Source organism: Dendronalium phyllosphericum CENA369 (assembly GCF_016056275.1).
In the GTDB taxonomy this organism is placed as follows: Bacteria; Cyanobacteriota; Cyanobacteriia; order Cyanobacteriales; family Nostocaceae; genus Dendronalium; species Dendronalium phyllosphericum.
This window is the reverse complement of record NZ_JAECZA010000072.1, coordinates 1-23,445: the sequence shown is the minus strand read 5'-3', so window position 1 is coordinate 23,445 and position 23,445 is coordinate 1. Positions and strand designations below refer to the sequence as shown.

The 23,445-nt window shown below is 41.9% G+C and carries 18 protein-coding genes and 1 pseudogene; 12 read left to right on the top strand and 7 right to left on the bottom strand.

Annotation, left to right across the window (positions count from 1 at the left end; translation table 11 throughout):
* From I8752_RS15755 to I8752_RS15725, 7 genes are all read left to right on the top strand, one after another.
* On the top strand, positions 1-1,918 hold a 1,918-nt coding region (locus I8752_RS15755; RefSeq protein ID WP_214433256.1), incomplete at its 5' end, for a glycoside hydrolase family 10 protein.
* Between the two features lie 447 nt (positions 1,919-2,365).
* The gene (locus I8752_RS15750) at positions 2,366-5,716 is read left to right on the top strand and encodes a PAS domain S-box protein (protein ID WP_214433255.1); all 3,351 of its coding nucleotides are present in this window, start codon (positions 2,366-2,368) and stop codon (positions 5,714-5,716) included.
* Between the two features lie 13 nt (positions 5,717-5,729).
* Positions 5,730-6,953, top strand: coding sequence for an EAL domain-containing response regulator (locus tag I8752_RS15745; protein ID WP_214433254.1), 1,224 nt, complete (start codon positions 5,730-5,732; stop codon positions 6,951-6,953).
* A 187-nt stretch (positions 6,954-7,140) separates the two neighbouring features.
* Positions 7,141-8,280 (top strand): hybrid sensor histidine kinase/response regulator, encoded by a 1,140-nt coding sequence (locus I8752_RS15740; RefSeq protein WP_214433253.1) that lies wholly within the window; start codon positions 7,141-7,143, stop codon positions 8,278-8,280.
* 271 nt (positions 8,281-8,551) lie between these two features.
* Positions 8,552-10,861, top strand: coding sequence for an NACHT domain-containing protein (locus I8752_RS15735; RefSeq protein WP_318780855.1), 2,310 nt, complete (start codon positions 8,552-8,554; stop codon positions 10,859-10,861).
* Positions 10,862-10,954: 93 nt separating this feature from the next.
* Entirely contained in the window at positions 10,955-12,292 is a 1,338-nt protein-coding gene (locus I8752_RS15730; RefSeq protein WP_214433252.1) for a PQQ-dependent sugar dehydrogenase, read from the top strand.
* Between the two features lie 137 nt (positions 12,293-12,429).
* A complete protein-coding gene (locus I8752_RS15725; RefSeq protein WP_214433251.1) occupies positions 12,430-12,840 on the top strand; it encodes a phosphomannose isomerase type II C-terminal cupin domain in 411 nt (136 codons plus the stop codon).
* 277 nt (positions 12,841-13,117) lie between these two features.
* On the opposite strand, the gene I8752_RS15720 is transcribed toward I8752_RS15725, so the two are convergent.
* The 5 genes from I8752_RS15720 to sufB all read right to left on the bottom strand — a co-directional run bounded on the left by I8752_RS15720 (position 13,118) and on the right by sufB (position 18,908).
* A complete protein-coding gene (locus I8752_RS15720; protein WP_214433250.1) occupies positions 13,118-13,501 on the bottom strand; it encodes a hypothetical protein in 384 nt (127 codons plus the stop codon).
* Between the two features lie 406 nt (positions 13,502-13,907).
* A complete protein-coding gene (locus tag I8752_RS15715; protein ID WP_214433258.1) occupies positions 13,908-15,170 on the bottom strand; it encodes a cysteine desulfurase in 1,263 nt (420 codons plus the stop codon).
* An 80-nt stretch (positions 15,171-15,250) separates the two neighbouring features.
* Positions 15,251-16,624, bottom strand: a complete 1,374-nt coding sequence (gene sufD, locus I8752_RS15710; protein WP_214433249.1) for a Fe-S cluster assembly protein SufD — start codon at positions 16,622-16,624, stop codon at positions 15,251-15,253.
* Complete coding sequence (gene sufC / locus I8752_RS15705; RefSeq protein WP_214433248.1) at positions 16,624-17,406, bottom strand: Fe-S cluster assembly ATPase SufC; 783 nt, start codon at positions 17,404-17,406, stop codon at positions 16,624-16,626. Before sufC ends, sufD begins: the two co-directional genes overlap by 1 nt.
* A 62-nt stretch (positions 17,407-17,468) precedes the next feature.
* Positions 17,469-18,908 (bottom strand): Fe-S cluster assembly protein SufB, encoded by a 1,440-nt coding sequence (gene sufB, locus I8752_RS15700; RefSeq protein WP_214433247.1) that lies wholly within the window; start codon positions 18,906-18,908, stop codon positions 17,469-17,471.
* Between the two features lie 243 nt (positions 18,909-19,151).
* On the opposite strand from sufB, the gene sufR reads away from it, so the two are divergent.
* Both sufR and I8752_RS15690 read left to right on the top strand, forming a co-directional pair.
* Entirely contained in the window at positions 19,152-19,835 is a 684-nt protein-coding gene (sufR, locus tag I8752_RS15695) for an iron-sulfur cluster biosynthesis transcriptional regulator SufR (protein ID WP_214433246.1), read from the top strand.
* A 124-nt stretch (positions 19,836-19,959) separates the two neighbouring features.
* Positions 19,960-20,220 carry a hypothetical protein gene (locus I8752_RS15690; protein ID WP_214433257.1) on the top strand — a complete coding sequence of 87 codons (261 nt, stop codon included), beginning with the start codon at positions 19,960-19,962 and terminating at the stop codon, positions 20,218-20,220.
* Between the two features lie 51 nt (positions 20,221-20,271).
* On the opposite strand, the gene I8752_RS15685 is transcribed toward I8752_RS15690, so the two are convergent.
* Positions 20,272-20,508: a hypothetical protein gene (locus I8752_RS15685; RefSeq protein ID WP_214433245.1), complete on the bottom strand. Its 237-nt coding sequence runs from the start codon at positions 20,506-20,508 to the stop codon at positions 20,272-20,274.
* Between the two features lie 164 nt (positions 20,509-20,672).
* On the opposite strand from I8752_RS15685, the gene I8752_RS15680 reads away from it, so the two are divergent.
* Entirely contained in the window at positions 20,673-20,891 is a 219-nt protein-coding gene (locus tag I8752_RS15680) for a helix-turn-helix domain-containing protein (RefSeq protein WP_214433244.1), read from the top strand.
* A gap of 50 nt (positions 20,892-20,941) precedes the next feature.
* Here I8752_RS15680 and I8752_RS15675 read toward each other — a convergent pair whose 3' ends face one another.
* Entirely contained in the window at positions 20,942-22,474 is a 1,533-nt protein-coding gene (locus I8752_RS15675; protein WP_214433243.1) for a YifB family Mg chelatase-like AAA ATPase, read from the bottom strand.
* A 67-nt stretch (positions 22,475-22,541) separates the two neighbouring features.
* Here I8752_RS15675 and I8752_RS15670 point away from each other — a divergent pair, with 67 nt between their 5' ends.
* The gene (locus tag I8752_RS15670; RefSeq protein WP_214433242.1) at positions 22,542-22,892 is read left to right on the top strand and encodes a histidine triad nucleotide-binding protein; all 351 of its coding nucleotides are present in this window, start codon (positions 22,542-22,544) and stop codon (positions 22,890-22,892) included.
* 170 nt (positions 22,893-23,062) lie between these two features.
* Positions 23,063-23,445: pseudogene (locus I8752_RS15665) on the top strand (photosystem II q(b) protein); the annotation flags it as partial.

The following is a 23,445-nucleotide window of genomic DNA, read 5'->3' as shown; positions in this document are numbered from 1 at the left end:
CTCATCCCCCTCATCCCCCTCACTCCCCTCATTCCCTCCTGCTGCCACAATTGTCACCGCTCCTAAACCTAGACCACTTCCTGGAGTTACACCACCAACTTCTCCAGAGCCTATAGACCAACTCGAACAAACAGTGCGTTTGGATGTTACACCCAACTCTAATGCACCAATCAATGCAAACGAAGCGATCGCACTTCAGCAAGAGCTAGAAAATCTAATTGGTCGGGTGGAAAGCGCTCATTTAGCGGCATCAGTTGATGCTGCTAATGTTGCCGACCTCCCGTCTATCAACGGCGAAGCAACTCAGGTAGCCTCAACCAGACCTGCGGCAGTAATTTCTAGCAAAGACCAAGTTTTAGCACAAGCAAGAATAGTTGCCAAAAACTTACCCCAGTTAATCGCTCAAAAAAACTATGCTTTGGCTCGTCAGCAGTGGCTAGTGGCAAAGGCAAATTTATGGAAGCAGTTTCCTCTCAACCGCAGGTTAGCTCAAGCAGAAATCCGAGCAGTATGGTTAGACCGAGGAACAATTGTTCGTGCTGGTAGCGAAAAGGGATTAGCTCAGGTTTTCGATCGGTTAGCAGAGTCTGGAATTAATACTGTCTTTTTTGAAACTGTTAACGCTAGTTATCCTATTTATCCCAGCAAAGTCGCACCGCAGCAAAACCCCTTAATTAGTGGGTGGGACCCATTAGCAGCAGGAGTGAAACTAGCTCACGAGCGAGGTATAGAGTTACATGCTTGGGTTTGGGTATTTGCAGCTGGCAACCAGCGTCACAATCAAATTATCAATATCAATCCCAATTACCCAGGTCCGGTACTTGCTGCTCATCCTGATTGGGCAAATTATGATAATTTGGGCAATCAAATTCCCGTCGGTCAGACCAAGCCATTCTTCGATCCAGCGAATCCCCAATTGCGGCAGTACCTACTCAAGCTGTATGAGGAAATTGTCACTCGTTATGATGTGGATGGTCTACAGCTAGACTACATTCGCTATCCTTTTCAAGACCCAAGTGCAGGTCGAGTATACGGTTATGGGAAAGCTGCAAGAGCGCAGTTTCAGCAATTGACTGGTGTAGATCCGATAAATATTTCCCCTAACCAAACCGACTTGTGGCAAAAGTGGACAGAATTTCGCACTCAACAAGTTGATAGTTTTGTGGATCGAGTCTCACAGGAATTACGCCAAAAGCGAGCAGACTTGATTTTGTCAGTTGCCGTTTTTCCTTTACCAGAGCTAGAACGCATTCAAAAACTTCAACAGCATTGGGAAGTGTGGGCAAGAAAAGGAGATATAGATTTAATCGTCCCTATGACCTATGCTCAAGATACTTCTCGCTTCCAACGACTAGCACAGCCGTGGATAGCCTCTAACAAATTAGGTTCTACCTTGTTAGTACCAGGAATTCGTTTACTTTCCTTGCCCACAATTGGAGCATTCGATCAACTGCAATTGGTAAGGGACTTGCCAGTTAGTGGTTATGCACTTTTTGCGGCTGAGAATTTAAACAACGAGCTACAAAAAATCTTTAGTAACACCCAAGGCAAAGTTGACACCGCAACTGAACCTATTCCTCAGCGTCAGCCTTTTAAAACCGCTGCTGTTCGTTATACTGCGCTGCAACGCGAATGGCAGTTGGTTTTGCAAAACGACCGATCGAGGATTTCAGAATTGAACGAGCAAGCGCAAGTCGTGCAAAGTGCTTTAAATCAGCTTGCTAACTCACCTTCCGCTAGTAATTTGCTAGCAGCAAAAGCCACGCTGACTCGGTTTCAATCTCAATTTCGGGTCTGGACGCGCCAACAGGCTATAGATAATCCCTATCAAGTCAAAGTTTGGGAAAATCGGCTGATAACCATAGAAAGGCTATTGCGTTATGGCGAACGACGGGTGCTGTTGCACTCAGAAAAATAATTGACCAAGCCCCGTATGAGTCAAGACGCTTGCGCCCTTCAAAGTTCAAGCTCCGTCCAACGTCGTTTTTCCCTACACCCTACCCCCTACACCCCACACCCTGTTTTTGACGGCGGATGGCTGATGAGTTTTAGAGTATTAACGGTCAACGGTTCAAATAACTGTCATTGCAGCAATCTCTTATTCAACGCCAGTTCGTAAGGGCGGGGGGGAAGCGACTGGCTCCCCAGTCCCTTTTACTTATTGATATTTATCTATGAAATGTATTTAATTTGTTGATAACTTTTGTTGTCCTGAAGTTGAGACAACTTAATCTTCGTATTTCTTCATACAAAATTAACAGTATTTCTAAGTAAGATATTATTATTTATTTGTCATAAAAAACTTAGGCATTACTTAAATAAAGTGCTTTTAGATAACTATTTGTGATAGCTATCATAACCATCTATGCAAGCCCTACCTCAGCTTCTCTGGCTACGATGCCTAAAGTCAACTATTGACTATTCGCCACTAATAGTTGAGCCGGAAACATTGCTATCTGATGCCATATCACTGATGGCACAATGGGGTGTCAATGTCTTAGTAATGTCAGTTTCACAGTTAGTAGGATGGTTCACAGCCCAAGATGTGGTGAGGCTTTTAGCTGCTGGAGCAGACTTCAAAACAACCAAAATCTCCGAAGTCATGCAGACTTCAGCGATCGCACTGAAGCTATCGGATTTTAACAATATGACAACAGTACTAGCGCTTTTCCAGCAACATCAATTGGATTTATTACCAATCGTAGACGAGCAAGGTCAACCGCTCGGCACAGTTACACCTGAAAGCATTTGTCGCTCGCTGGAACAACCTATTGAAGCAACAACAGGCGAATGCTCAAAGGGGGAATTAGTCAGTGCTATGGAAGATTGCTTCAGGCAAATTGATAAGCATTATTGTCGGCTGCTCGATACAGGTATAGCCACATTGATATCTGAGGAAAAAGTTGATTGTATAGATAGCAACGAAGAAAAGCACGTACAAGCAAGTTTGCCACAGAGCAATGAAAAACTACAGCGACTGTCCCAGCAAACGATCGCTTTACAAGCAATCAATCAAAAATTGCTGACAGAGATTAGCGATCGCCAAATCATAGAAAAGCAATTACAGCAATCGCAGCAAGTTTTGCAGCTAATTATAGATACTATTCCCCAATGTATTTTCTGGAAAGATAGAAATTCCGTATTTTTAGGTTGTAATCGCAATTTCGCCAAAATGGTTGGTTTTGAAAGTCCAGCAGATATTGTGGGCAAGACAGATTATGATTTACCTTGCAAGCAAGAAGATGCGGATTTCTACCGCGAGTGTGATGCTCGCGTCATCCAGACCAATACGCCCGAATATCATATAATTGAGCCTTTATTAAAAGCAGATGATAAACAAGTTTGGCTGGAAACAACAAAAGTCCCACTTCATGATGGCGAAGGCAATGTTGTAGGTATTCTAGGGACTTTTGAAGATATCACCGAGCGCAAGCAAGTGCAAGATGCTTTAAAAAAGAGCGAAGAACGCTTTCGCTTCTTGGCTGAATCCATCCCGCAACAAGTATGGATTGCTGAAGCCAACGGCAACATTGAATACGTTAACCAACGTACTCTTGATTACTTTGCTTGCACTCAAGAAGAACTCCTGGGTTGGGAATGGCAAAAATGGATACATCCAGAAGACTGGCCAAGATGTCTAGACTGCTGGCAGACTTCTCTAGTAACAGGTACGCCTTATGAAATTGAATTTCGTTGGCAAAGAGCTGCTGACAAAAGCTATCGCTGGCATTTGGCGCGTGCTTTACCGTTGCGCGATCGCCACGGTAAAATCATTAATTGGTTTGGGACAAACACAGACATTCACGAGCGCGTCTCAGCAGAAACAGCCCTGCGAGAAAGCGAAAGGCGATATCAAACGATAGCGTCAGTCTCACCTGTGGGAATTTTTTGCACGGATGCAGAGGGAAATTGCTTATACGTCAACGAGCGCTGGTGTGAAATTGCTGGATTAACAAAAGCAGCCGGAATTGGACGTAGCTGGATAGCTGCTATTCATCCCCAAGACAGGGAGCGCGTAGCATCAGAATGGAATCAAGCTGTTACAGGCAAACGACCGTTCCGTTTGGAATATCGATACCAGCGTCCTGATGGTGGTGTCACTTGGGTTTTTGGTCAAGCAGTTGCAGAGCTAACAGATATAGGAGAAGTCAACGCTTACGTTGGCACGATCGCCGACATTAGTCAACAGCAAGCAGCGTTACACGAACTTAGACAAACAGAAGCAGCACTGCGACATAGCGAAGAACGCTTCCGTAACTTAGTTGAAGCAAGTAGCGATTGGGTGTGGGAAGTAGATGAAAATGCTACCTATACTTATGTCAGTCCCAAAGTGCGCGACATCTTGGGTTATGAACCGCAAGCAGTATTGGGAAAAACTGCCTTTGAATTAATGCCACCTGAAGAAGCTGAACGCGTTTGTCAAGTTTTTACACAGATTGCTGCTACACAACAACCATTTACATGTTTAGAGAACATTAATATTCATCAAGATGGTCGTTTAGTTGTTCTCGAAACCAGTGGAGTTCCAGTCTTTGATGTCGCAGGTAAATTCCGTGGGTATCGTGGAATCGATCGCGATATCACCACTCGCAAGCACTCAGAAATAGCACTACTTGCTAGTCAACAGCGGCTGCAATATTTGCTTTCCTCCAGCCCAGCTGTCATCTACACTGCCAAAACTTCTGAAGATTTTGGCGGTACTTTTGTGAGCGAAAATGTCAGCGCCATGTTGGGCTATAAAGCACAGGAAACGATCGAAGATTCTCGCTTTTGGGCTAGTCATATCCACCCGGAAGACGCGCCATATGTGTTAGCTAAACTAGCAAAAATACCCCAGCACGGACAATATCAGTTGGAATACCGTTTCTTACACAAAGACGGGACTTATCGCTGGCTGTACGACCAAGGCAAGCTAGTACGAGATGAAACTGGTAATCCACTAGAATTGGTTGGTTACATGGCAGACATCACAAATCGCAAGCAATTAGAACAAGAACTAAGACTTTCTCTAGAGAAAGAGAAAGAACTCAGCGAACTCAAATCTCGCTTTGTTGCCATGACTTCCCACGAATTCCGCACACCGTTGAGTACTATCCTTTCTTCTTCTGAGTTATTAGAACACTACCGCCACAACTGGAGTGAAGAAAAACAACTCATTCATCTGCATCGCATTCAAACTGCTGTTAAGCGGATGACTGAGATGTTAAATGATATTTTGATCGTTGGCAAAGTAGAAGCGGGAAAACTAGAGTTTAGACCAAAATCCTTTGATTTAGTGGCATATTGCCGTCATTTAACCGAAGAAACCCGTTTGAATTTTAGCAATCAACAAGTTACTGAGTTTATCAGCCAATATGAATCTATGCCATGTTACATGGATGATAAGTTACTAGGACATATTTTGGGTAACTTACTCTCAAATGCGATTAAATATTCACCAGTTAATAGCACTATAAAATTTACTCTTACTTGTCAGCAGGGACAAGCCATATTTAAAATTCAAGATTGGGGAATTGGTATTCCACCAGAAGACCTGCCACACTTGTTTGAATCGTTTTATCGCGCTCATAATGTCGGTAATATCCTGGGAACTGGATTAGGACTAGCAATTGTGAAAAGATGTGTAGACATACACAAAGGTGAGATATTTGTCACAAGTACGCTAGGAGTCAGTACCTTATTTACTGTAATTTTGCCCTTAAATAAACAAATATAAATTGAGGTAAATAATGATCAAAATATTAGTCATTGAAGATGAAGAATCAGTTCGTGAAAACCTTTTAGATTTATTAGAAGCCGAAGATTTTGAGACTATTGCCGCAGCTAATGGCAGAATTGGGGTAAATTTAGCAATCACCGAAAGTCCCGATTTAATATTGTGTGACATGATGATGCCAGAAATTGATGGTTATGGAGTGTTAACAGCATTACGCCAAGATCCATTAACAGCAGCAATTCCTTTCATCTTTCTCACAGCAAAATCTGCCAAAGCTGATTTCCGCCAAGGCATGGATATGGGTGCAGATGACTATCTCACTAAGCCATTCACTCGCGCAGAATTATTAAGTGCAATTATGAATCGCTTGGAAAGGCAAGCTACTTTAAAAAAATATTTATCTAATCAAACTGTAAGTAAGATTTTATCTCCTAAAAACCAGTTATTAGAAATTAGTTTACACAAAGTCATCAAAAATCAAAAATTTTTAGAAGAATTTGAGGTATACTATCAACCTATAGTCAATATTAATTCTGGACAAATAATTGCAGCTGAGAGTTTATTGCGCTGGCAAAGCCCTGAATTAGGTTTAGTTACACCAACAGAATTTATTCCCTTAGCAGAATCTACAGGTTTAATTGTTCCTCTCGATCGATGGGTAGTAAGAAGTGTTTGTCAACAGATTAAAACCTGGCATGACGCAGGAGTTCCTTACTTGAAAGTGACTGTGAATTTATCGGTAATGGAATTTAATCAGCCAGATTTTCTCCAAAAAATCGTGGAATTTTTAGAAATCAACAATCTAGAACCACACTATCTCGAAATAGAGCTGACTGAAAGCATGATTATGCAAGACGTGAATAGTGCGATCGCCACGATGAATGACTTACAATCTTTAGGCGTAAGCATTGCTATTGATGATTTTGGTACTGGTTATTCTTCGTTAATTTATCTCAAGAATTTACCAGTGAATACTTTAAAAATTGACCGCTATTTTATTCACAATGTTGCCAACGACTCGCAAAAATCCGCCATTACAAAAGCATTAATTGAAATGGCGCATAATTTAGATATGCAGGTAATTGCTGAAGGTGTAGAAACAGAAGCGGAACTCTCCTTTTTACGTCAAAACAACTGTGATGCCATGCAAGGTTTTTTATTCAGTCGGCCGCTACCAGCAGCAGAATTTGAAAATTTTTTATGGAATAATAAACGCTTACCTCGATTACCTGTATAAACCAACTTTAGTTGCAAGTTTGGTGTTTTCATGTCAAATAAATAAGTTTTTGACAAAATAATTTGGTAATGGTAACTATTTTTACAGATGAATTTTAATTCATTTAACCATTACCACAAACTTGTGTTTACATACATGATTTCACAGCATCAAATCTTCTAAAACTTAATATATTATTTAAATTAACATGAATAAAATTTTAGTTATTGAAGATGATATAAATATGCGCCAAAATATTTTAGACTTGCTAGATAATGAAAATTTTAAAGTTATTGAAGCAGAAAATGGGCGTTTTGGGGTGCGGTTAGCCCAAGAAGAGATTCCTGATTTGATAATTTGTGATGTGATGATGCCAGAACTAGATGGTTATGGAACGCTGAAAGCATTACGTCAAAATCCCAAAACAGCGATGATTCCTTTGATTTTTCTCACCGCTAAGTCGGATAAAACCGACTTTCGTCAAGGTATGGAATTGGGAGCAGATGACTATATAATCAAACCTTTTACCAGAGCGGAATTATTAGCTGCCATTTCTTGCCGATTAGAAAAACAAATTGCTATTAAACAGCAAACCCAAAAAAAGTTAGAGGATTTGCGTAGTAATATTACGTTATCTTTTCCTCACGAAATGCGAACGCCTTTAAATGGAATTTTGGGATTCTCGCAAATTCTCATGGAAGAAGTTGAGTTACTAGACTCAGAATCCATTCGGGAAATGGCAGAATATATTTACGATTCTGGCGAACGTTTATTTAGATTAATTCAAAATTTTTTGCTATATGCAGAGCTAGAAATTATTGCCACCGATCCGCAACAAATTAAAATACTGCAAAGTCAGAAAACTGCTTTTCCGCCATTTACTTTAACGAGCTTGATTGCAGAAACAGCCAAAAAAGTAGGCAGAGAAGCAGACGTACAAATAGATTTTCACCCATGTAATATAAATATATCTGAAAAAAATTTTTATAAAATTATTGAAGAATTGCTTGATAATGCTTTAAAATTTTCCTCGGTAGGAACTCCTATTCAGATTATAAATAAATCTATTAATAATACTTTTGTTTTATCCCTTAGCGATCGCGGTCGAGGTATGACCCCAGAGCAGGTTGCCGAGTTAGGAGCTTATCGGCAATTTGAGCGCAAACTTTACGAGCAACAAGGCTCAGGGTTAGGATTAATCATCGCCAAACGATTGGCTGAACTACACGGTGGCAAACTTAAAATCCAAAGCAAACCCCAGGAAAAAACTATTGTTACAGTAATACTTCCATGTAGTACAGAAGAAGAGCACCTTTGCGAAGATAGCTCTGATATCGCCTATAGTTAAAGATTGCTGACTAAGACTGGGGGAAAGTTGGGGAAGCAGGGAAGATCGAACAACTGACAACTCAGCACTAAATAAAAGCTTTGGCATTGCTTAAGGTGCAATAGCTGGTCTTGGCAATGCCATAAGCTAGTTGGGTATGTAGATTTGGCTGACTCGAATACTATTATCTACACTCAGTGTTTGCGATCGTGTTGGGTTTTTCGTTGAAGTTAGCGTATAACTTGTATGAGTTGTATTCAAACAAACAAATCGGTACATAGTTTTTGGTGGTATGCCAATGGCAAAGCGATCGCTCCAAGCATCAGAGGAAGGCATTAGAAAGGCTAAACAGGCTTTTAAACGCAAAGGATGGACGCAAGAATACTTAGCTGCGGAAGTAAGTTTAGAAACTCGCCAGCCTATTTGGAAGTTCTTTACTGGTAAGCCTGTCGATCGCCATGTCTTCAACGATATTTGCTTTGTGCTTGAGCTAGACCCTTCAGAAATTATCCAAAAACCCATTATTCATGAATCTACATCTTTCGATATTCCTGCTGATTCTACACTTAATATTCATGCCTTAGTAAAAAAGCTGCGCTCTGTTTACCATGAAAAAATTCAAGCCCAGTGTGGTAATTTGCACCTTTTAGATATTGCTCGACCCATCAACTTAAATGATATGTATGTTGATGTCAAAATCTTTGAGGAACTGACTAGCAAAAGATGGTTAGAAATTCTCGATCTGTATAAATTGGAAGCGAATGAATTTAAACAATTAGGCTTAAGTCACCCACTTCCGGAAAGAGTTTCGGGATTAGAAGTAATTAGAAAATATTCCAAACTCGTGTTACTGGGAAAGCCTGGTTGCGGTAAAACCACATTTTTGCAATCAATTGCTATTAGTTGCGATCGAGGAGTTATTTTACCAGAATATCTACCAATTTTTGTCAGTCTGAAAAACTTTGCCGAAGATATTCAAGGACGCAATCAAATCAGTTTCTTTAATTACTTGCATGATAACTTGATCAATTTTGGCGTTTCCGAGCAAGAGTTAGTTACATTATTTTATCATGGGAAAGCGTTAATTTTATTAGACGGATTAGACGAAGTTATCCTAGAAGATTCTGTAAAAATTATCAATATAATTCGCAAATTTAGTGAAAAATATTATAATAATCATCTAATTATTACTTCTCGGATTGGTGTTCAACAATATAGTTTTCCTGGGTTTCATGAAGTAGAAATTAGTGATTTTACTAAACAAGAAATTGCTGAATTTGCAGAAAAATGGTTTTTGGCAATTGCGAGAAATTCTCCAGCAAAAGCACAAATATTGGCACATAAGTTTATGCAAAAGCTGGAATTGCAAGAAAATCTGCAAATTCTAGAGTTAGTTACCACACCACTTTTGCTAAATCTTATCTGTTTAGTTTTTAAGCTGATAGAAGATTTCCCGGCTAACCGTAGCGAACTGTATAAACAAGCATTAGATTTACTGTTAGTACGCTGGGATGAAGCCAAAGGTATCAAACGAGGTCGATGTCGTAACTTGTCTTTGCTAGATAAAATTAAATTACTTAGTCATATAGCAGCAGTTTCCTTGAGCCAAGGAGATTACTTACTGCCTGAAACTAAGATGCGGCAAATCATCGCCGATTATCTACGTTATCTTCCCGATGCTACAGCTGATGCAGATGCTTTGGAACTGGAAAGTGCGGCGGTATTAAAAGCAATTGCCGTGCAACATGGATTATTAATCGAAAGAGCGCGAGGCATTTATGCTTTTTCTCATTTAGTTTTTCAAGAGTACTTTGCCGCTAGAGGAATTATTACAAATACCAATACTCAAGAATTGCAGGAGTTTGTGAATCACCTCGGTAAAAAACATTGGCAAAATGCCTTTTTACTAAGTGCAGAAATGCTAAAACCTGCTGATACTTTATTGCACTTAATCAAACAAGAAATTGTTCGTTTAGCAACTAGTAATGCAAAATTGCATAATTTTCTGATCTGGCTTGGGCATAAATCTTCTCTTGTAAATACATTCTACCATCTAGCTAGTGTGCGTGCTTTTTACTTTACCATCGCCCTTCCTCCAGAACATCCTCTAGCCTGCAACCAAGACTTTGCTATACGTTTGGATCGTAGGCTTGCTCTGAATCTTGCTGTCGATTTAGGATTGGATCTAGGTTTAATTCATGCACTTACTGTCAGTCTAGCAATCACTGCTGATATTTTTTTCCAGCGTTTATCTGCTCTGAGTTTAGCCCTTGATTTGAAACATCTGCTGACAGATAAACAGTCTTTACAAAAATCGCTACAAGACCTAAAAAATCAGCTACCTTTATCAAGTCAAGGTAGAGAAGCCCTAAAAATCTGGTGGCAAACTAATGGCAAAGCTTGGACTGAAGAATTACGAGCTTTAACGATCTCTACTCGCCAAATTGGTCATGATTGGAAGTTTAACGAACAAGATTTGCAACAATTACAGAGCTACTGGGATGCTAACAAATTACTGTTAGATTGCCTCAATAGTGCTAGCAATGTCACTCCTCATGTGCGGGATGCTATCAAGGAAAATTTATTTTTAGTTGATAGTTAGAGACAATCGATAAGTAAAAATCGGACTTGAGAATGGCGACAAATATTAAGTTTAAAGTCTAAAGTAAAGGCATTGTGTACAATTTCTACTGCCATGAAAGTTCCTGCGCGGTTCTTACTGCTATTGCTATTTACCACCACAGCAGCCTGTAATCAGACTCGCGCCTCCTTAGATAGTCTGACATCGTCAGCTACACCTTCTGCTCAACTAGCACAGAGTACCACACAGTCAAAAAATGTCATTCCGACCGAAGAACTTTCACCGCAGCCAATTCGGATCGGCCTGAAAAATTTACCAGCACCCTTTGCTACAGAAAGTGCATCTAAGCAACCTGAAGTTACAGCAATTCCCCAAAACCCAGTGTTGCGCGTACCACGAGGCTTTACAGTTAACGTCTTTGCCGAAGGCTTAGATGCCCCGCGCTGGCTGGCTTTAACTCCTAGCGGCGATGTGCTGGTGACAGAAACTAGGCAAAATCGGATTCGTTTGTTGCGTGATAGCAACGGTGATGGCGTAGCCGATATTCGAGAAACGTTTGCCAGTCGGGCAAATGGACTTAATAGACCGTTTGGCATGGCTTTTGCTGGCAATTCTTTTTTTCTGGGTAACACCGATGCTGTATTGCGTTTTCCTTATACCAAAGGTGAAACAAAGATTTCAGGTAAGGGGAAAAAAATCGCTGATTTACCCGCTCAAGGTTACAATAACCATTGGACGCGCAACGTCATAGTCTCGCCCGATCGCAATAAATTATACGTCTCAGTTGGTTCGGGAACTAATGCAGATGAAGAACCGTTGCCACGGGCTTCGGTACAAGTGATGAATTTAGATGGTTCTCAACAGCAAACTTTTGCTTACGGCTTGCGTAACCCTGTTGGTCTAGATTTCCATCCTGTAACTAAAGAACTTTACACTACTGTTAACGAACGCGATGGAATTGGAGACGATTTAGTTCCAGACTATCTCACACGCATCCAGCGAGGTGAATTCTACGGCTGGCCTTATGCTTATCTGACACCAAACAATCTTGACCCCCGTCAAAAGGTGAATGACAAAAGCAAACGCCCAGACTTAGTAGCCCGTACCCGCACCCCGGATGTCTTGTTTCAAGCGCATTCAGCAGCTTTGGGTTTACAATTTTATGACGGTAAAACATTTCCAGAAAAATACCGCAATGGTGCTTTTGTTGCTTTCCGTGGTTCTTGGAACCGCGATCGCGGCACTGGTTATAAAATTGTATTTGTTCCCTTCAATGCTCAGGGGCGATCGTCAGGCTACTACGAAGACTTTCTGACTGGATTTTTGCTCAATCCCTCTGTCCCAACTACTTGGGGACGACCTGTGGGTTTACTCGTCCTTCCTGATGGCAGCCTATTATTAACAGAGGAAGCCAATAATCGGATTTATCGGATTCAGTATACAGGTGGTTAGGGATGGAGAAAAGGGTAACAAGTAAAGAAAAAAACAGATTCATTTTTCCTTATCTCCAATACTTAATATTTAATTCCCAATCCCACGCGCAACGCATTAATCGATAGTAATAGTTATCTAGTTTAGAGATTTTAGTTATGACTCAAAATGAAAATAACGAGCAAGCCAATGATATCAGTGAAACTTCTTCCCATTCCGGTACGCGTTACTGGGGTAACGTGGAAGTGATAGAAGAGGGAGAAACTTATAGAATTAGCCGTGTTGAAATTAAGCCCAGACACGGCATCAAATCACAAATTCATTATCACCGCAACGAACACTGGGTTGTAGTTTCTGGTGTTGCCAAGGTGACTTGTGGAGAAGAAGAAATATTAGTAAATCGCAATGAGTCAACTTATGTCCCCGCAGCAACACTGCATAAGGTAGAAAATCCCGGACATATTCCGCTCGTTATTTTAGAAATTCAAAATGGGGAGTATTTAGGCGAAGATGACACTGAGCGCCCTTATGACCTAAATTTGGTCAAACCTGTACCTGAAAATATGTAAGATTTACATTGGATTACAGAAGAAGACACAATAGACCTATGAACAAAAGTGCTTTTTGCACTCTTGTGGTCAAAGGGACTCATGTTAAAGGGGAAAGGGAAAATACCAAACCTTTCCCCCTTTCCCCTTGCCCTTTTCCCAACTTCTGCAATAAGTCTAATGTTAATCGGCTTGCAAGCGTCAACCGAAATGTGAGGCTGTCAGATGAATTTCACCGCTTCCCGACACCATCTTTTTTGTAAGATGAAGAAGATGCTCTCCTACTTCTCATCTAGGTTTAACCTTGTTTAAGAAGTTCATCTAACAGTTTTCTAGCTGGTTGTGCTTTAGTTAGCGCTGCTTGATGGTCGCTATAAGCCCGAACAAGACGAGCAAGACTACTTACACCTGTTTTCAGTTGGTCAAGTTCTTCACCAGTAGCCAGTTCGCCATCAAGCATTCGCCCAATCAAAGGTTTGATGTCGCCTACTTCTTGCCGAACTTTTTGCAGTTTTTCTACAGCACTCAGCAATGTTTTGAGTGAGTTCAAGATGTCATCAATATCCTGGACATTTTCCTCTAATTCAGGGGAATCTTCTGTGTTTAAGGTATTTTCAATTTCTGAAACCGGAGACAATTCTTGTGCAGTTGTTTCAGTTTTTACCCCGTTTGGCCGTGCCATCAACGCTTCCTCAAAAAATTTTCTCCAGTGTATCGTTTATCTGCGAGTTGTGGGTCTTACTAGAAAGCTGAATCTTGGCAGTTGGAATCACAATTAATCTAATTATTCATTTACAGAAATGTCTTGTTTGAGTCACAAAATATGTAACGTGGATGAAATAAATTTGCTTCTAAATCGTAGTGTTTGCGAAAAAAGTTTATCCAGATGACAAATTTTATAACTGGGGACTGGGGACTGGGGACTGGGTGAAAAGTCTTTTTGTGTCTAGGTTTGATCGTTTGTTGATGTCCTAACACTACTGGCGAGGGCTATAGAACAAAAGTAAAAAGTTACAATAAATCATGCCAACTATCAGTAGCATTTGTTACTAACAATTGGCATAATCAGTATCGAGTATTGTTTACTTTTAACTAAAAATCCCAGCAAAAAAGTCAAGGGTTTCCTTCAGTGCTTTGATGAAAGCATCAATTTCTTCGCGGGTATTGTAGAAAGAGAGACTAGCTCGTGCAGTAGCTGCAAGACCTAAATAGCGGTGTAATGGTTGAGTGCAGTGGTGTCCAGAACGAATGGCAACGCCTTCTTGATCTAATAATGTAGATAGGTCGTTAGCGTGGACTTCTGCCGCTGTGAATGTCGCTAAAGCGGCTCTACCCTCACCTTGAGCATTTGGTTTAGGGCCGTAAATCCGAATTTGAGGTATTTGTTCTAATTGTTGGAACAAGTAAGCTGTTAATTCTGCTTCATAGGCATGGATTTTATCCATACCGATATTACTAAGATAATCTACCGCTGCACCGAGAGCGATCGCTTCTCCAATAGCAGGTGTACCGGCTTCAAATTTATGCGGTAATTCTGCATAAGTAGAGTGGTCTAAATACACCTCAGCAATCATTTCGCCACCACCGAAAAATGGCGGCATTGCTTCTAGTAAATCCAACTTTCCATACAAAAATCCAATACCAGTTGGAGCGCACATTTTGTGACCGGAAGCAACCAACCAATCACAATCTATTTGTTGCACATCAACAGGAAAGTGGGGAACACTTTGACAAGCATCAACTAAGAATTTCGCACCGTATCTGTGAGTAATACTAGCAATTTCTTGCACTGGGTTAATACAACCCAAGGCATTAGAAATATGCACTACTGAAACCAATTTTGTTTTCTCAGAAATCAGTTGTTTAAACTGTGACAAATCAAAAGTTTCTTCAGGTGTCAGTTCCACAAATTTCAGAACTGCACCCGTTTTTTGGGCGACAAATTGCCAGGGAACTATATTACTGTGGTGTTCCATCACCGAAAGAATGATTTCATCTCCCGGCTGTAAATTGTTCATTCCCCAGCTATAGGCTACTAGGTTAATTGCCTCACTCGCATTGCGGGTGTAAACAATTTCCTGGCGCGATGCAGCATTGATGAACTTGGCAACTTTATCTCGCGCTGCTTCATAAGCATCGGTAGCTTTAGCACTGAGAGTATGAGCGCCGCGATGGACATTAGAGTTATATTGCTCGTAATAATCACGCAAGGTATTTAATACGAACAAAGGTTTTTGTGACGTAGCAGCATTATCGAGGTAAACCAAAGTTTTCTCGTTGATTTCCTGATTTAATATCGGGAAGTCAGCACGGACTTTATCGGCAAGAGTTTTGGTAGAGGTAAAAGTCATTGGTAGTAAGTCAGTTGTTAGTAGAGACACGATTAATCGCGTCTGTACAATCGCGATTAATCGCGTCTGTACAATAGTCATTAGTCATTAGTTAAGGACTTCAGACTAGTGACTGTGTTTAACAGATTTTCTTGCAGAGAAGGTATTGGGATTTGGGTGATGATTTCGGCGGCGAAAGCGTTAATTAACAACTTCCGAGCATCGTTTTGATTAATTCCCCGGCTTTGCAAATAGAATATTTCATCATCTTCCAATTGGCTGACAGTAGCACCGTGAGCGCACTTTACATTATCAGCAGTAATTTCCAATTGGGGTTTAGTGTCAACTCTGGCTTTTGATGATAGCAGCAAATTCCGATTTAACTGCGCTGCATCTGTCAACTGCGCTGGTTTAGGAACAAAAATTTTGCCATTGAACACCGCATGAGCGCGATCGCCTACGATACACTTATGCAATTGCTTACTCGTACCATGAGGATAATTCAACGCCAAGGCACTGTGAGTATCCGCCACCTGCTTACCAGTAATTACAGTCAAACCATTGAGAATAGTTTCCGTTTGCTCGCCAGTTTGCAAAATCTCTAAATTGTGCCGCGACAGCTTACCACCTAAAGTGATGGCATTACAGGTATATCGACTATCACGAGCTTGAGCGATCGCAGTTTTCCCAATATGAAAAGCCTCTGCACCTTCTCGCTCAACCCTAGTATGACTCACCTGGGCATTCTCACCAACCCAAATTTCCGTAACTGCATTAGTGAGGTAAACCCCCTCTTTTTCTGTGTTCTCTGCCTCTTTGTGGTTCGTATACTCTTCCACCAAACTCACTTGCGAACCACCTTCCGCCACCACCAAACAACGCGGCTGCGAAATCGTCGCTACTTCTCCAACCACCGAAATAAACAGCAGATGAATTGGTGTTTCAACTACAACATTCTTCCCCACCAATACCACAGCCACATCAGTTAACCCAGCCGTATTGAGAGCCGTAAATACTTCCTGCGCTCCCTCAGCCTGAGCTAAATACTGCTTAACACGTTCCTGCCCATTTACAGGCAAACTAGTTAAATTACCAACCACCACCCCAGACGGCAAATCTGCAACGGCTGATAACTCCGGCGCATAAACGCCATTTACGAACACCAACCGACTATTAGCAGCTTCCGACAAAATATCGGGTTGTAAAGACGCGATTAATCGCGTCTCTACTTGAAATTGTACTTGTCGCAAAGCGGACAAATCAGTAAATCGCCATTCTTCCTCGCGAGTAGTCGGGATAGTCGAGTGACGCACCAAGTTAGCAGCGCGTTGGCGTAATTCCTGCAACCAACCCTCTGTTTCAGATGCAGTTAGCTGATTTAACAACCCAGCCAAATAAGCATCTCTATCCAACAAAGCAGATATCGTGACTGTATCCGAGTTAGCAATTGAACTAGGAGAAATTTGAATTGTCATTATACGCCAACCTCAGCAGCTTCCAGCACCCAGTCATAACCGCGAGACTCCAACTCTAGGGCTAGTTCCTTACCACCACTAGTAATAATTCGCCCGTTTGCCATCACATGCACAAAGTCAGGCACAATATAGTTGAGTAACCGCTGGTAGTGGGTAATCATAATCGTGGCATTTTCTGGACTTGTCAGTTGATTAACCCCGTTTGCCACAATCTTGAGCGCGTCAATATCCAAACCCGAATCTGTTTCATCCAGAATTGCTAACTTTGGTTCCAGCAGCGCCATTTGCAGAATTTCATTGCGCTTCTTCTCACCACCAGAAAATCCTTCATTCAAACTCCGACTGAGGAAAGCAGGATTCATTTTCACCACTTCCAACTTTTCCTCAATCAAATCGTCAAAATCAAAGGCATCCAATTCTTCTAAACCTTGTGCCTTGCGACGAGAATTGTATGCCACCCGCAAAAAATCTAAATTGCTGACACCGGGAATTTCCAAAGGATACTGAAATGCCAAAAATATCCCACTTCTTGCGCGTTCCTCTGGATCTAATTCCAGCAGATTTTGCCCTTGGAAAATTACCTCACCGCCAGTCACTTCATACGCTGGATGCCCAGCCAATACCTTGGAGAAAGTACTCTTCCCGGAACCATTCGGCCCCATAATTGCATGAATTTCACCCAAGCGTACCTCAAGATTTAAACCCTTGAGAATCGGCGTACCATCAACATTAGCCGTCAAATCTCTGACTGACAGCACAACTTCACTATTTTCTCTAATCATGTTCTCTCTTCTCTCTTAGTTCGTAGTAGGCGCTAAAGCGCCTTTTGCCTTGACTACAAGCTTTACCCAACACTACCTTCTAACTTCAGGCTCAACAGCTTATCAGCTTCCACCGCAAATTCCATCGGCAGCTGATTGAACACATCCTTACAGAAGCCGCTAATCATCATTGAGATTGCATCTTCTGCGGAAATTCCCCGTTGAGCGAAGTAGAACAGTTGATCTTCCCCAATTTTGGAAGTGGATGCTTCATGCTCCACCTTGGCAGTATTATTTTGCACCTGGATATAAGGGAAAGTATTGGCATGGGCATTATCCCCAATCAACATCGAATCGCATTGAGAATAGTTTCTTGCCCCTTGGGCTTTCGGGTTGACTTTCACCAAACCCCGGTAGCTATTACTAGAGTTACCAGCAGAGATTCCTTTAGAGATAATTGTGCTGCGAGTGTTCTTACCAACGTGAATCATCTTCGTGCCAGTATCGGCTTGCTGCATGTTATTTGTCAGCGCCACCGAGTAGAATTCACCCACAGAGTTGTCACCCACCAACACGCAGCTAGGATATTTCCAAGTGATTGCCGAACCAGTTTCGACTTGAGTCCAGGAAATCTTAGAATTGACACCTTGACATAAACCGCGCTTGGTAACGAAGTTGTAAATACCGCCTTTCCCGTTAGCATCCCCGGCGTACCAGTTTTGCACGGTGGAGTATTTAATTTCGGCGTTGTCAAGGGCGACGAGTTCCACAACGGCGGCGTGCAGTTGGTTGCTGTCGTACATTGGCGCGGTGCAACCTTCGAGATAGGAAACATAACTACCTTCTTCAGCAACAATCAAAGTCCGCTCAAATTGTCCTGTATCGCCAGAATTGATACGGAAATAGGTAGACAGTTCCATCGGGCATTTCACGCCTTTAGGAATGTAGACGAAAGAACCATCGCTAAATACAGCGGCATTCAACGCGGCAAAGTAATTGTCTGCTGTGGGGACGACGCTACCGAGGTATTTCTGCACTAATTCTGGGTGTTCTCGCAGGGCTTCAGATATCGAGCAGAAGATTACGCCGTCTTTGGCTAGCTTTTCTTTGAATGTAGTGGCCACAGAAACGCTATCGAAAATCGCATCAACGGCGACGTTCGCCAGTCGCTTTTGTTCGGACAGGGGAATGCCCAACTTCTCAAAAGTTTCTAAGAGGGTGGGATCGACTTCCTCCAAGCTGTTGAGTTTTTCTGTCTTGCGTTTCGGAGCGGAGTAATAAATGATATCTTGATAATTGATTGGCGGGTACTTGACATTAGGCCAAGTAGGTTCTGTCATTTTTTGCCACTGGCGATACGCTTTCAGGCGAAACTCCAGCATGAATTCCGGCTCATTCTTCTTGGCGGAGATTAAGCGGATAACGTCCTCGTCTAGTCCACGCGGAATAGTGTCGGCCTCAATATCGGTGACAAAGCCGTACTTGTAGGGTTGGTTGACTAAGGTTTTGACAGTGGCACTCATCGTTAATAATCTCTAGTGTTCAGTTCAATCTCTATATAAGGATGAAAGATGGGCTGCGATTAGCCGATTCTCATCTGGTGTTACCGAGCGGTTACGCGGCTGTTACAATAAGGATAGAGAGTAAAACAACATATTTGTTGTTTAATGTATCTTCATTTTAAGCTAGATTAACAACAACATTGTTGTCAAAGTCAATTTTTCTGAAAAATTTTTAGGACGTTCGCGAAGCGTCTCGTAGAGAAGATGGCGACTATCCACCAGTCCTCAACTAAGCAAGATATCCTAGAGTATCTGCTGAAACACTCACAAGCAACGGCTTTTGAGCTAGCTGAAGTTTTAGATGTTAGCCCCCAAGCGATTCGTCGTCATCTCAAGGATTTGGAGGCGGAGGAGCTAGTTTTGTACTCGTCCATAGTGCAAGGGGGGATGGGCCGTCCGCAGCACGTTTATCAACTGAGTCGTCAAGGACGCGATCGCCTGCAACCGTCAAAGGGCGATCGCTACGGCGAATTTGCCGTTTCTTTGCTGGATACCTTAGCGCAAACGGTAGGAGACGACCAATTCAAATCAATTTTACAAAAACAGTGGGAGCGCAAGGCACTAGAATACCACGATCGCGTCGGTAAAGGTTCGCTAAAAGAGCGTGTGGCAAATTTAGTGAAACTAAGAAAAGCTGAAGGTTTCATGGCTGAGTACCATGCTGTAGACTTAGAAGACTCTTTAGGTGGCGAACGCTTTATTTTTATGGAGCATAATTGCGCGATATCTAATGTTGCTGAGTCTTTCCCTACTGTTTGCGGTCATGAGTTAGAAATGTTTGCCGCAGTACTACCAGATTGTATTGTAGAACGTACCCACTGGATTATCAATGGCGAACATCGTTGCGGCTATTTAGTACAAGCTCGGAAACAACAGTCTCAAGAATAAATTTTTGGGCAAATCTAGTTTAAAACATAATTATTAACTCAAGGGTAAAGGTTTTTACCGATTAGGAATTACTAATTTGTTCGCTGCGATCGCTAATTATTTAGATAAGTTTGATTTTTCATTTATGGATATAGCACCACAGCAACCGTCAACACAATTTTTAACTTTGGAAGAATCAGCAAAAGTTGATGCGGCTTTGTTATCTTCTCCAGAAAAATTTTTAACTAGATTGACTATTTCATCACTCAAGCTTTTGAAACATATCGCCCAAGAGTACAATATTCCCATTGAAGATTTGACAACTCAACAAGTGATTGACTGGTTTGAAAAAGATAGTAAAATTAGGCGAGAACAAGGAATTGAAGCTTCATTTTTGAAGTGGTGAAATTTAGAGCGATCGCACCCTCACCTCAAAGAATGCGATCGCTATCAAAACTTAAACCACGGCTTCGTCGCGTTGACAATCAAACACCAGCACAAAGTAAGCGCCGGGTATCAACTGGCGTAAACGTTGTAAATGCCCGTCTGCATCAGAACGACTGCGAAATCGAGCGACAATTACCCGTTGCATATCAGGAAGTAAACGAGCTATCGCCCAAGAATTGAGACGTTCTTTGTAAGCGATTGTCTGAGTCTTTAACAAGCAATCGTTGTAAATCTTATTTTGTGGCATGATTAGATTATCCATAAGGAGTATAGTGAAGGGCGTTAGCGAGTCTCTTGCCGGGGATACACTAACGCCTCTTCAATGATGATTAAAGTGCATACTAATACATATTGTCAATATTTACCGCTAAAAGTTAACGCTAAGAAACTAGATAGAAGGTCTAGTCAGTTATGGATTTAAGAGCCTTGAGAGAACGTACAGGGCTGAGAGTCTTTGACGTAGCGAAAGAACTAGACTGCGCGGAATCTTCAATTCGCAACTGGGAAAAGGGTAGAACAACACCAAAGCTAGAAGTATGGCAAGTATTCCGCTTGCGGGATTTATATCAATGTACAGAAAAAGAGTTAGTGCAAGCGGTGAAAGAGTCGATGCAAGCTCAAGAGATATAGCCTTGATATCAGATACAAAAGAGCGATCGCATCTTCTTAACGAGAACTTCTTATTGCATTCTATCTATCGTGCGATACTGAATTGCCTCTGCTATGTGATTGGCTTTTAGCTCGTCATCACCTGCCAAATCTGCAATAGTACGGGCTACTTTGAGAATGCGATCGCTTGCTCTAGCTGATAAACCTAATTTTCTAATTGCCGCTTCTAATAAATTACGACTACCGTCATCTAACTTGCACCATCTTTGGAGATGACGACTCTGAATTTGGGCATTACAACGCAGATTTGCTTCTCCTTGGAAACGAGTAATGGCGCGATCGCGTGCTTGTTGGACTCGTTCCCTGACTGTCAGGGATGCTTCCCCGATAGATTGTTGTGTAATTTCCTCTGGTTTTAAGCGATTCACCGCCACTTGCAAATCAATCCGATCCATCAACGGCCCGGAAAGTTTAGCCCAGTATTGCTCGCGTTGCCTTGGCGAACAAGTACACTGTTGAATGGTATCGCCATAGTAACCGCAAGGACAGGGATTAGTACTCGCCACCAGAGTAAACTGTGCGGGAAACATGACTGATTGTTTAGTGCGAGAAATCGTTACATAGCCATCTTCCAAAGGCTGGCGGAGAAATTCCAAAACATCGCGTTTAAATTCTGTTAGTTCATCTAAAAATAATATGCCATTGTGAGATAAAGAAATTTCTCCAGGACGAGGGAAGCTACCACCGCCGACAAGAGAAGGCCCGGATGCTGAGTGATGGGGACTGCGAAAAGGGCGATCGCGCACTAATGAACCGCGATTTTTTAATAAACCAGCCACTGAATGAATGCGAGTCACCTCCAAAGACTCAGCAAACTCCAATGGTGGTAAAATCCCTGGTAAACGCCGCGCTAGCATTGTTTTACCACTACCAGGCGGCCCCACAAAGATTAAATTGTGTCCCCCAGCAGCAGCAATTTCTAAAGCACGACGAGCATGAGCCTGTCCTTTTACGTCCTTCAAATCTGTAAGATGTAAAGAGGCTGTATGCAACATCTCTACCTTGTCATCTAGCTGTACGGGTTTGTAAAGCCCTGGATTGTTTAAAAAATCAACCACTTCAGAAAGATTTTTGCAGCCATAAACAGCCAATCCTTGCACGACTGCTGCTTCTTGGGCATTATCAATAGGCAGAACTAAACCAGCAATTCCCATCTTTTGAGCAGTAGCAGCAATCGGCAAAACACCAGCCACAGGACGAAGACTGCCATCCAAAGAAAGTTCGCCTAAAAAAAGATAATCTGCCAGCAAATCAGCACTCACTTGTTCCGAAGCTGCCAAAATTCCCACACTAATAGGCAAATCGAAACACGGGCCTTCCTTGCGTAAATCTGCTGGAGTTAAGTTAATCACAATTTTTCGCATAGGAAAAGCAAAGCCAGCATTTTTTAATGTAGCTTTCACCCTTTCTTTGGCTTCCTGAATTGCTGCATCTGGTAGTCCCAAGATCGCAATTCCTGGCAATCCTCCTGACACATCGACTTCCACGCCTACTTTCACAGCATCGATGCCTACAATTGATGCACTCCAAACTCTCGCAAGCATTAGATAAATATTTCTTCTATAAACAGTAAACCTTTAAAATCTCTAGCAGATGAGTAGGTACATCAGCATGAGTGAAACCACAGAAACAATTTTTAGCAAAATTATTAGTCGAGAAATTCCCGCCAACATAGTCTATGAAGATGATTTAGCCTTAGCATTTAAAGATATCCACCCCCAAGCACCAGTTCATATCCTTGTCATTCCGAAAAAACCCATTGCCAAACTAGATGATGCTGAATCTGAAGATCGCGATCTTTTAGGGCATCTTTTGTTAACTGCCAAGCGCGTTGCCCTAGAAGCTGGATTAGAAAACGGTTATCGCGTTGTCATCAACACAGATGCTGACGGCGGTCAAACTGTCTATCACTTACATCTACATATCTTAGGAGGACGGCAACTGGCTTGGCCTCCTGGCTGATAAAGCTTTGTGAATCGCGTCAACAGACGCGATCATTACAAAAATTAATCATTGTCATAACAAATACTTAATTAAAATTGCTTTACAAATCTCAATTTTGCTTTTAAGGTAGTTAACAAGGTAAGTAAACTTGCTTACCCATTCATAAAAACCAAAGTAATCATAAAACAATGACCACAACCTTACAAAGACGCGAAAGCGCCAACGTATGGGAACGGTTCTGCAACTGGATCACCAGCACCGAAAACCGGATTTATGTCGGTTGGTTCGGGGTATTGATGATTCCAACCTTGCTAGCCGCAACCACCTGTTTCGTAATCGCCTTCATCGCAGCGCCTCCAGTAGACATCGATGGTATCCGCGAACCAGTAGCAGGTTCTTTGATTTACGGAAACAACATCATCTCTGGTGCAGTTGTTCCATCTTCCAACGCGATCGGTTTGCACTTCTACCCCATCTGGGAAGCAGCTTCCTTAGATGAGTGGTTGTACAACGGCGGTCCTTACCAGCTAGTAATCTTCCACTTCCTAATTGGTTGTGCTTGCTACATGGG

Coding starts and splice junctions, on each gene's coding strand:
- I8752_RS15750 (WP_214433255.1), top strand. CDS start 2,366: ATGCAAGCCCTACCTCAGCTTCTCTGGCTACGATGCCTAAAGTCAACT.
- I8752_RS15735 (WP_318780855.1), top strand. CDS start 8,552: ATGCCAATGGCAAAGCGATCGCTCCAAGCATCAGAGGAAGGCATTAGA.
- I8752_RS15745 (WP_214433254.1), top strand. CDS start 5,730: ATGATCAAAATATTAGTCATTGAAGATGAAGAATCAGTTCGTGAAAAC.
- I8752_RS15730 (WP_214433252.1), top strand. CDS start 10,955: ATGAAAGTTCCTGCGCGGTTCTTACTGCTATTGCTATTTACCACCACA.
- I8752_RS15680 (WP_214433244.1), top strand. CDS start 20,673: ATGGATTTAAGAGCCTTGAGAGAACGTACAGGGCTGAGAGTCTTTGAC.
- I8752_RS15725 (WP_214433251.1), top strand. CDS start 12,430: ATGACTCAAAATGAAAATAACGAGCAAGCCAATGATATCAGTGAAACT.
- I8752_RS15675 (WP_214433243.1), bottom strand. CDS start 22,474: ATGCTTGCGAGAGTTTGGAGTGCATCAATTGTAGGCATCGATGCTGTG.
- sufR (WP_214433246.1), top strand. CDS start 19,152: ATGGCGACTATCCACCAGTCCTCAACTAAGCAAGATATCCTAGAGTAT.
- I8752_RS15690 (WP_214433257.1), top strand. CDS start 19,960: ATGGATATAGCACCACAGCAACCGTCAACACAATTTTTAACTTTGGAA.
- I8752_RS15740 (WP_214433253.1), top strand. CDS start 7,141: ATGAATAAAATTTTAGTTATTGAAGATGATATAAATATGCGCCAAAAT.
- I8752_RS15685 (WP_214433245.1), bottom strand. CDS start 20,508: ATGCCACAAAATAAGATTTACAACGATTGCTTGTTAAAGACTCAGACA.
- I8752_RS15715 (WP_214433258.1), bottom strand. CDS start 15,170: ATGACTTTTACCTCTACCAAAACTCTTGCCGATAAAGTCCGTGCTGAC.
- sufD (WP_214433249.1), bottom strand. CDS start 16,624: ATGACAATTCAAATTTCTCCTAGTTCAATTGCTAACTCGGATACAGTC.
- I8752_RS15720 (WP_214433250.1), bottom strand. CDS start 13,501: ATGGCACGGCCAAACGGGGTAAAAACTGAAACAACTGCACAAGAATTG.
- I8752_RS15670 (WP_214433242.1), top strand. CDS start 22,542: ATGAGTGAAACCACAGAAACAATTTTTAGCAAAATTATTAGTCGAGAA.
- sufB (WP_214433247.1), bottom strand. CDS start 18,908: ATGAGTGCCACTGTCAAAACCTTAGTCAACCAACCCTACAAGTACGGC.
- sufC (WP_214433248.1), bottom strand. CDS start 17,406: ATGATTAGAGAAAATAGTGAAGTTGTGCTGTCAGTCAGAGATTTGACG.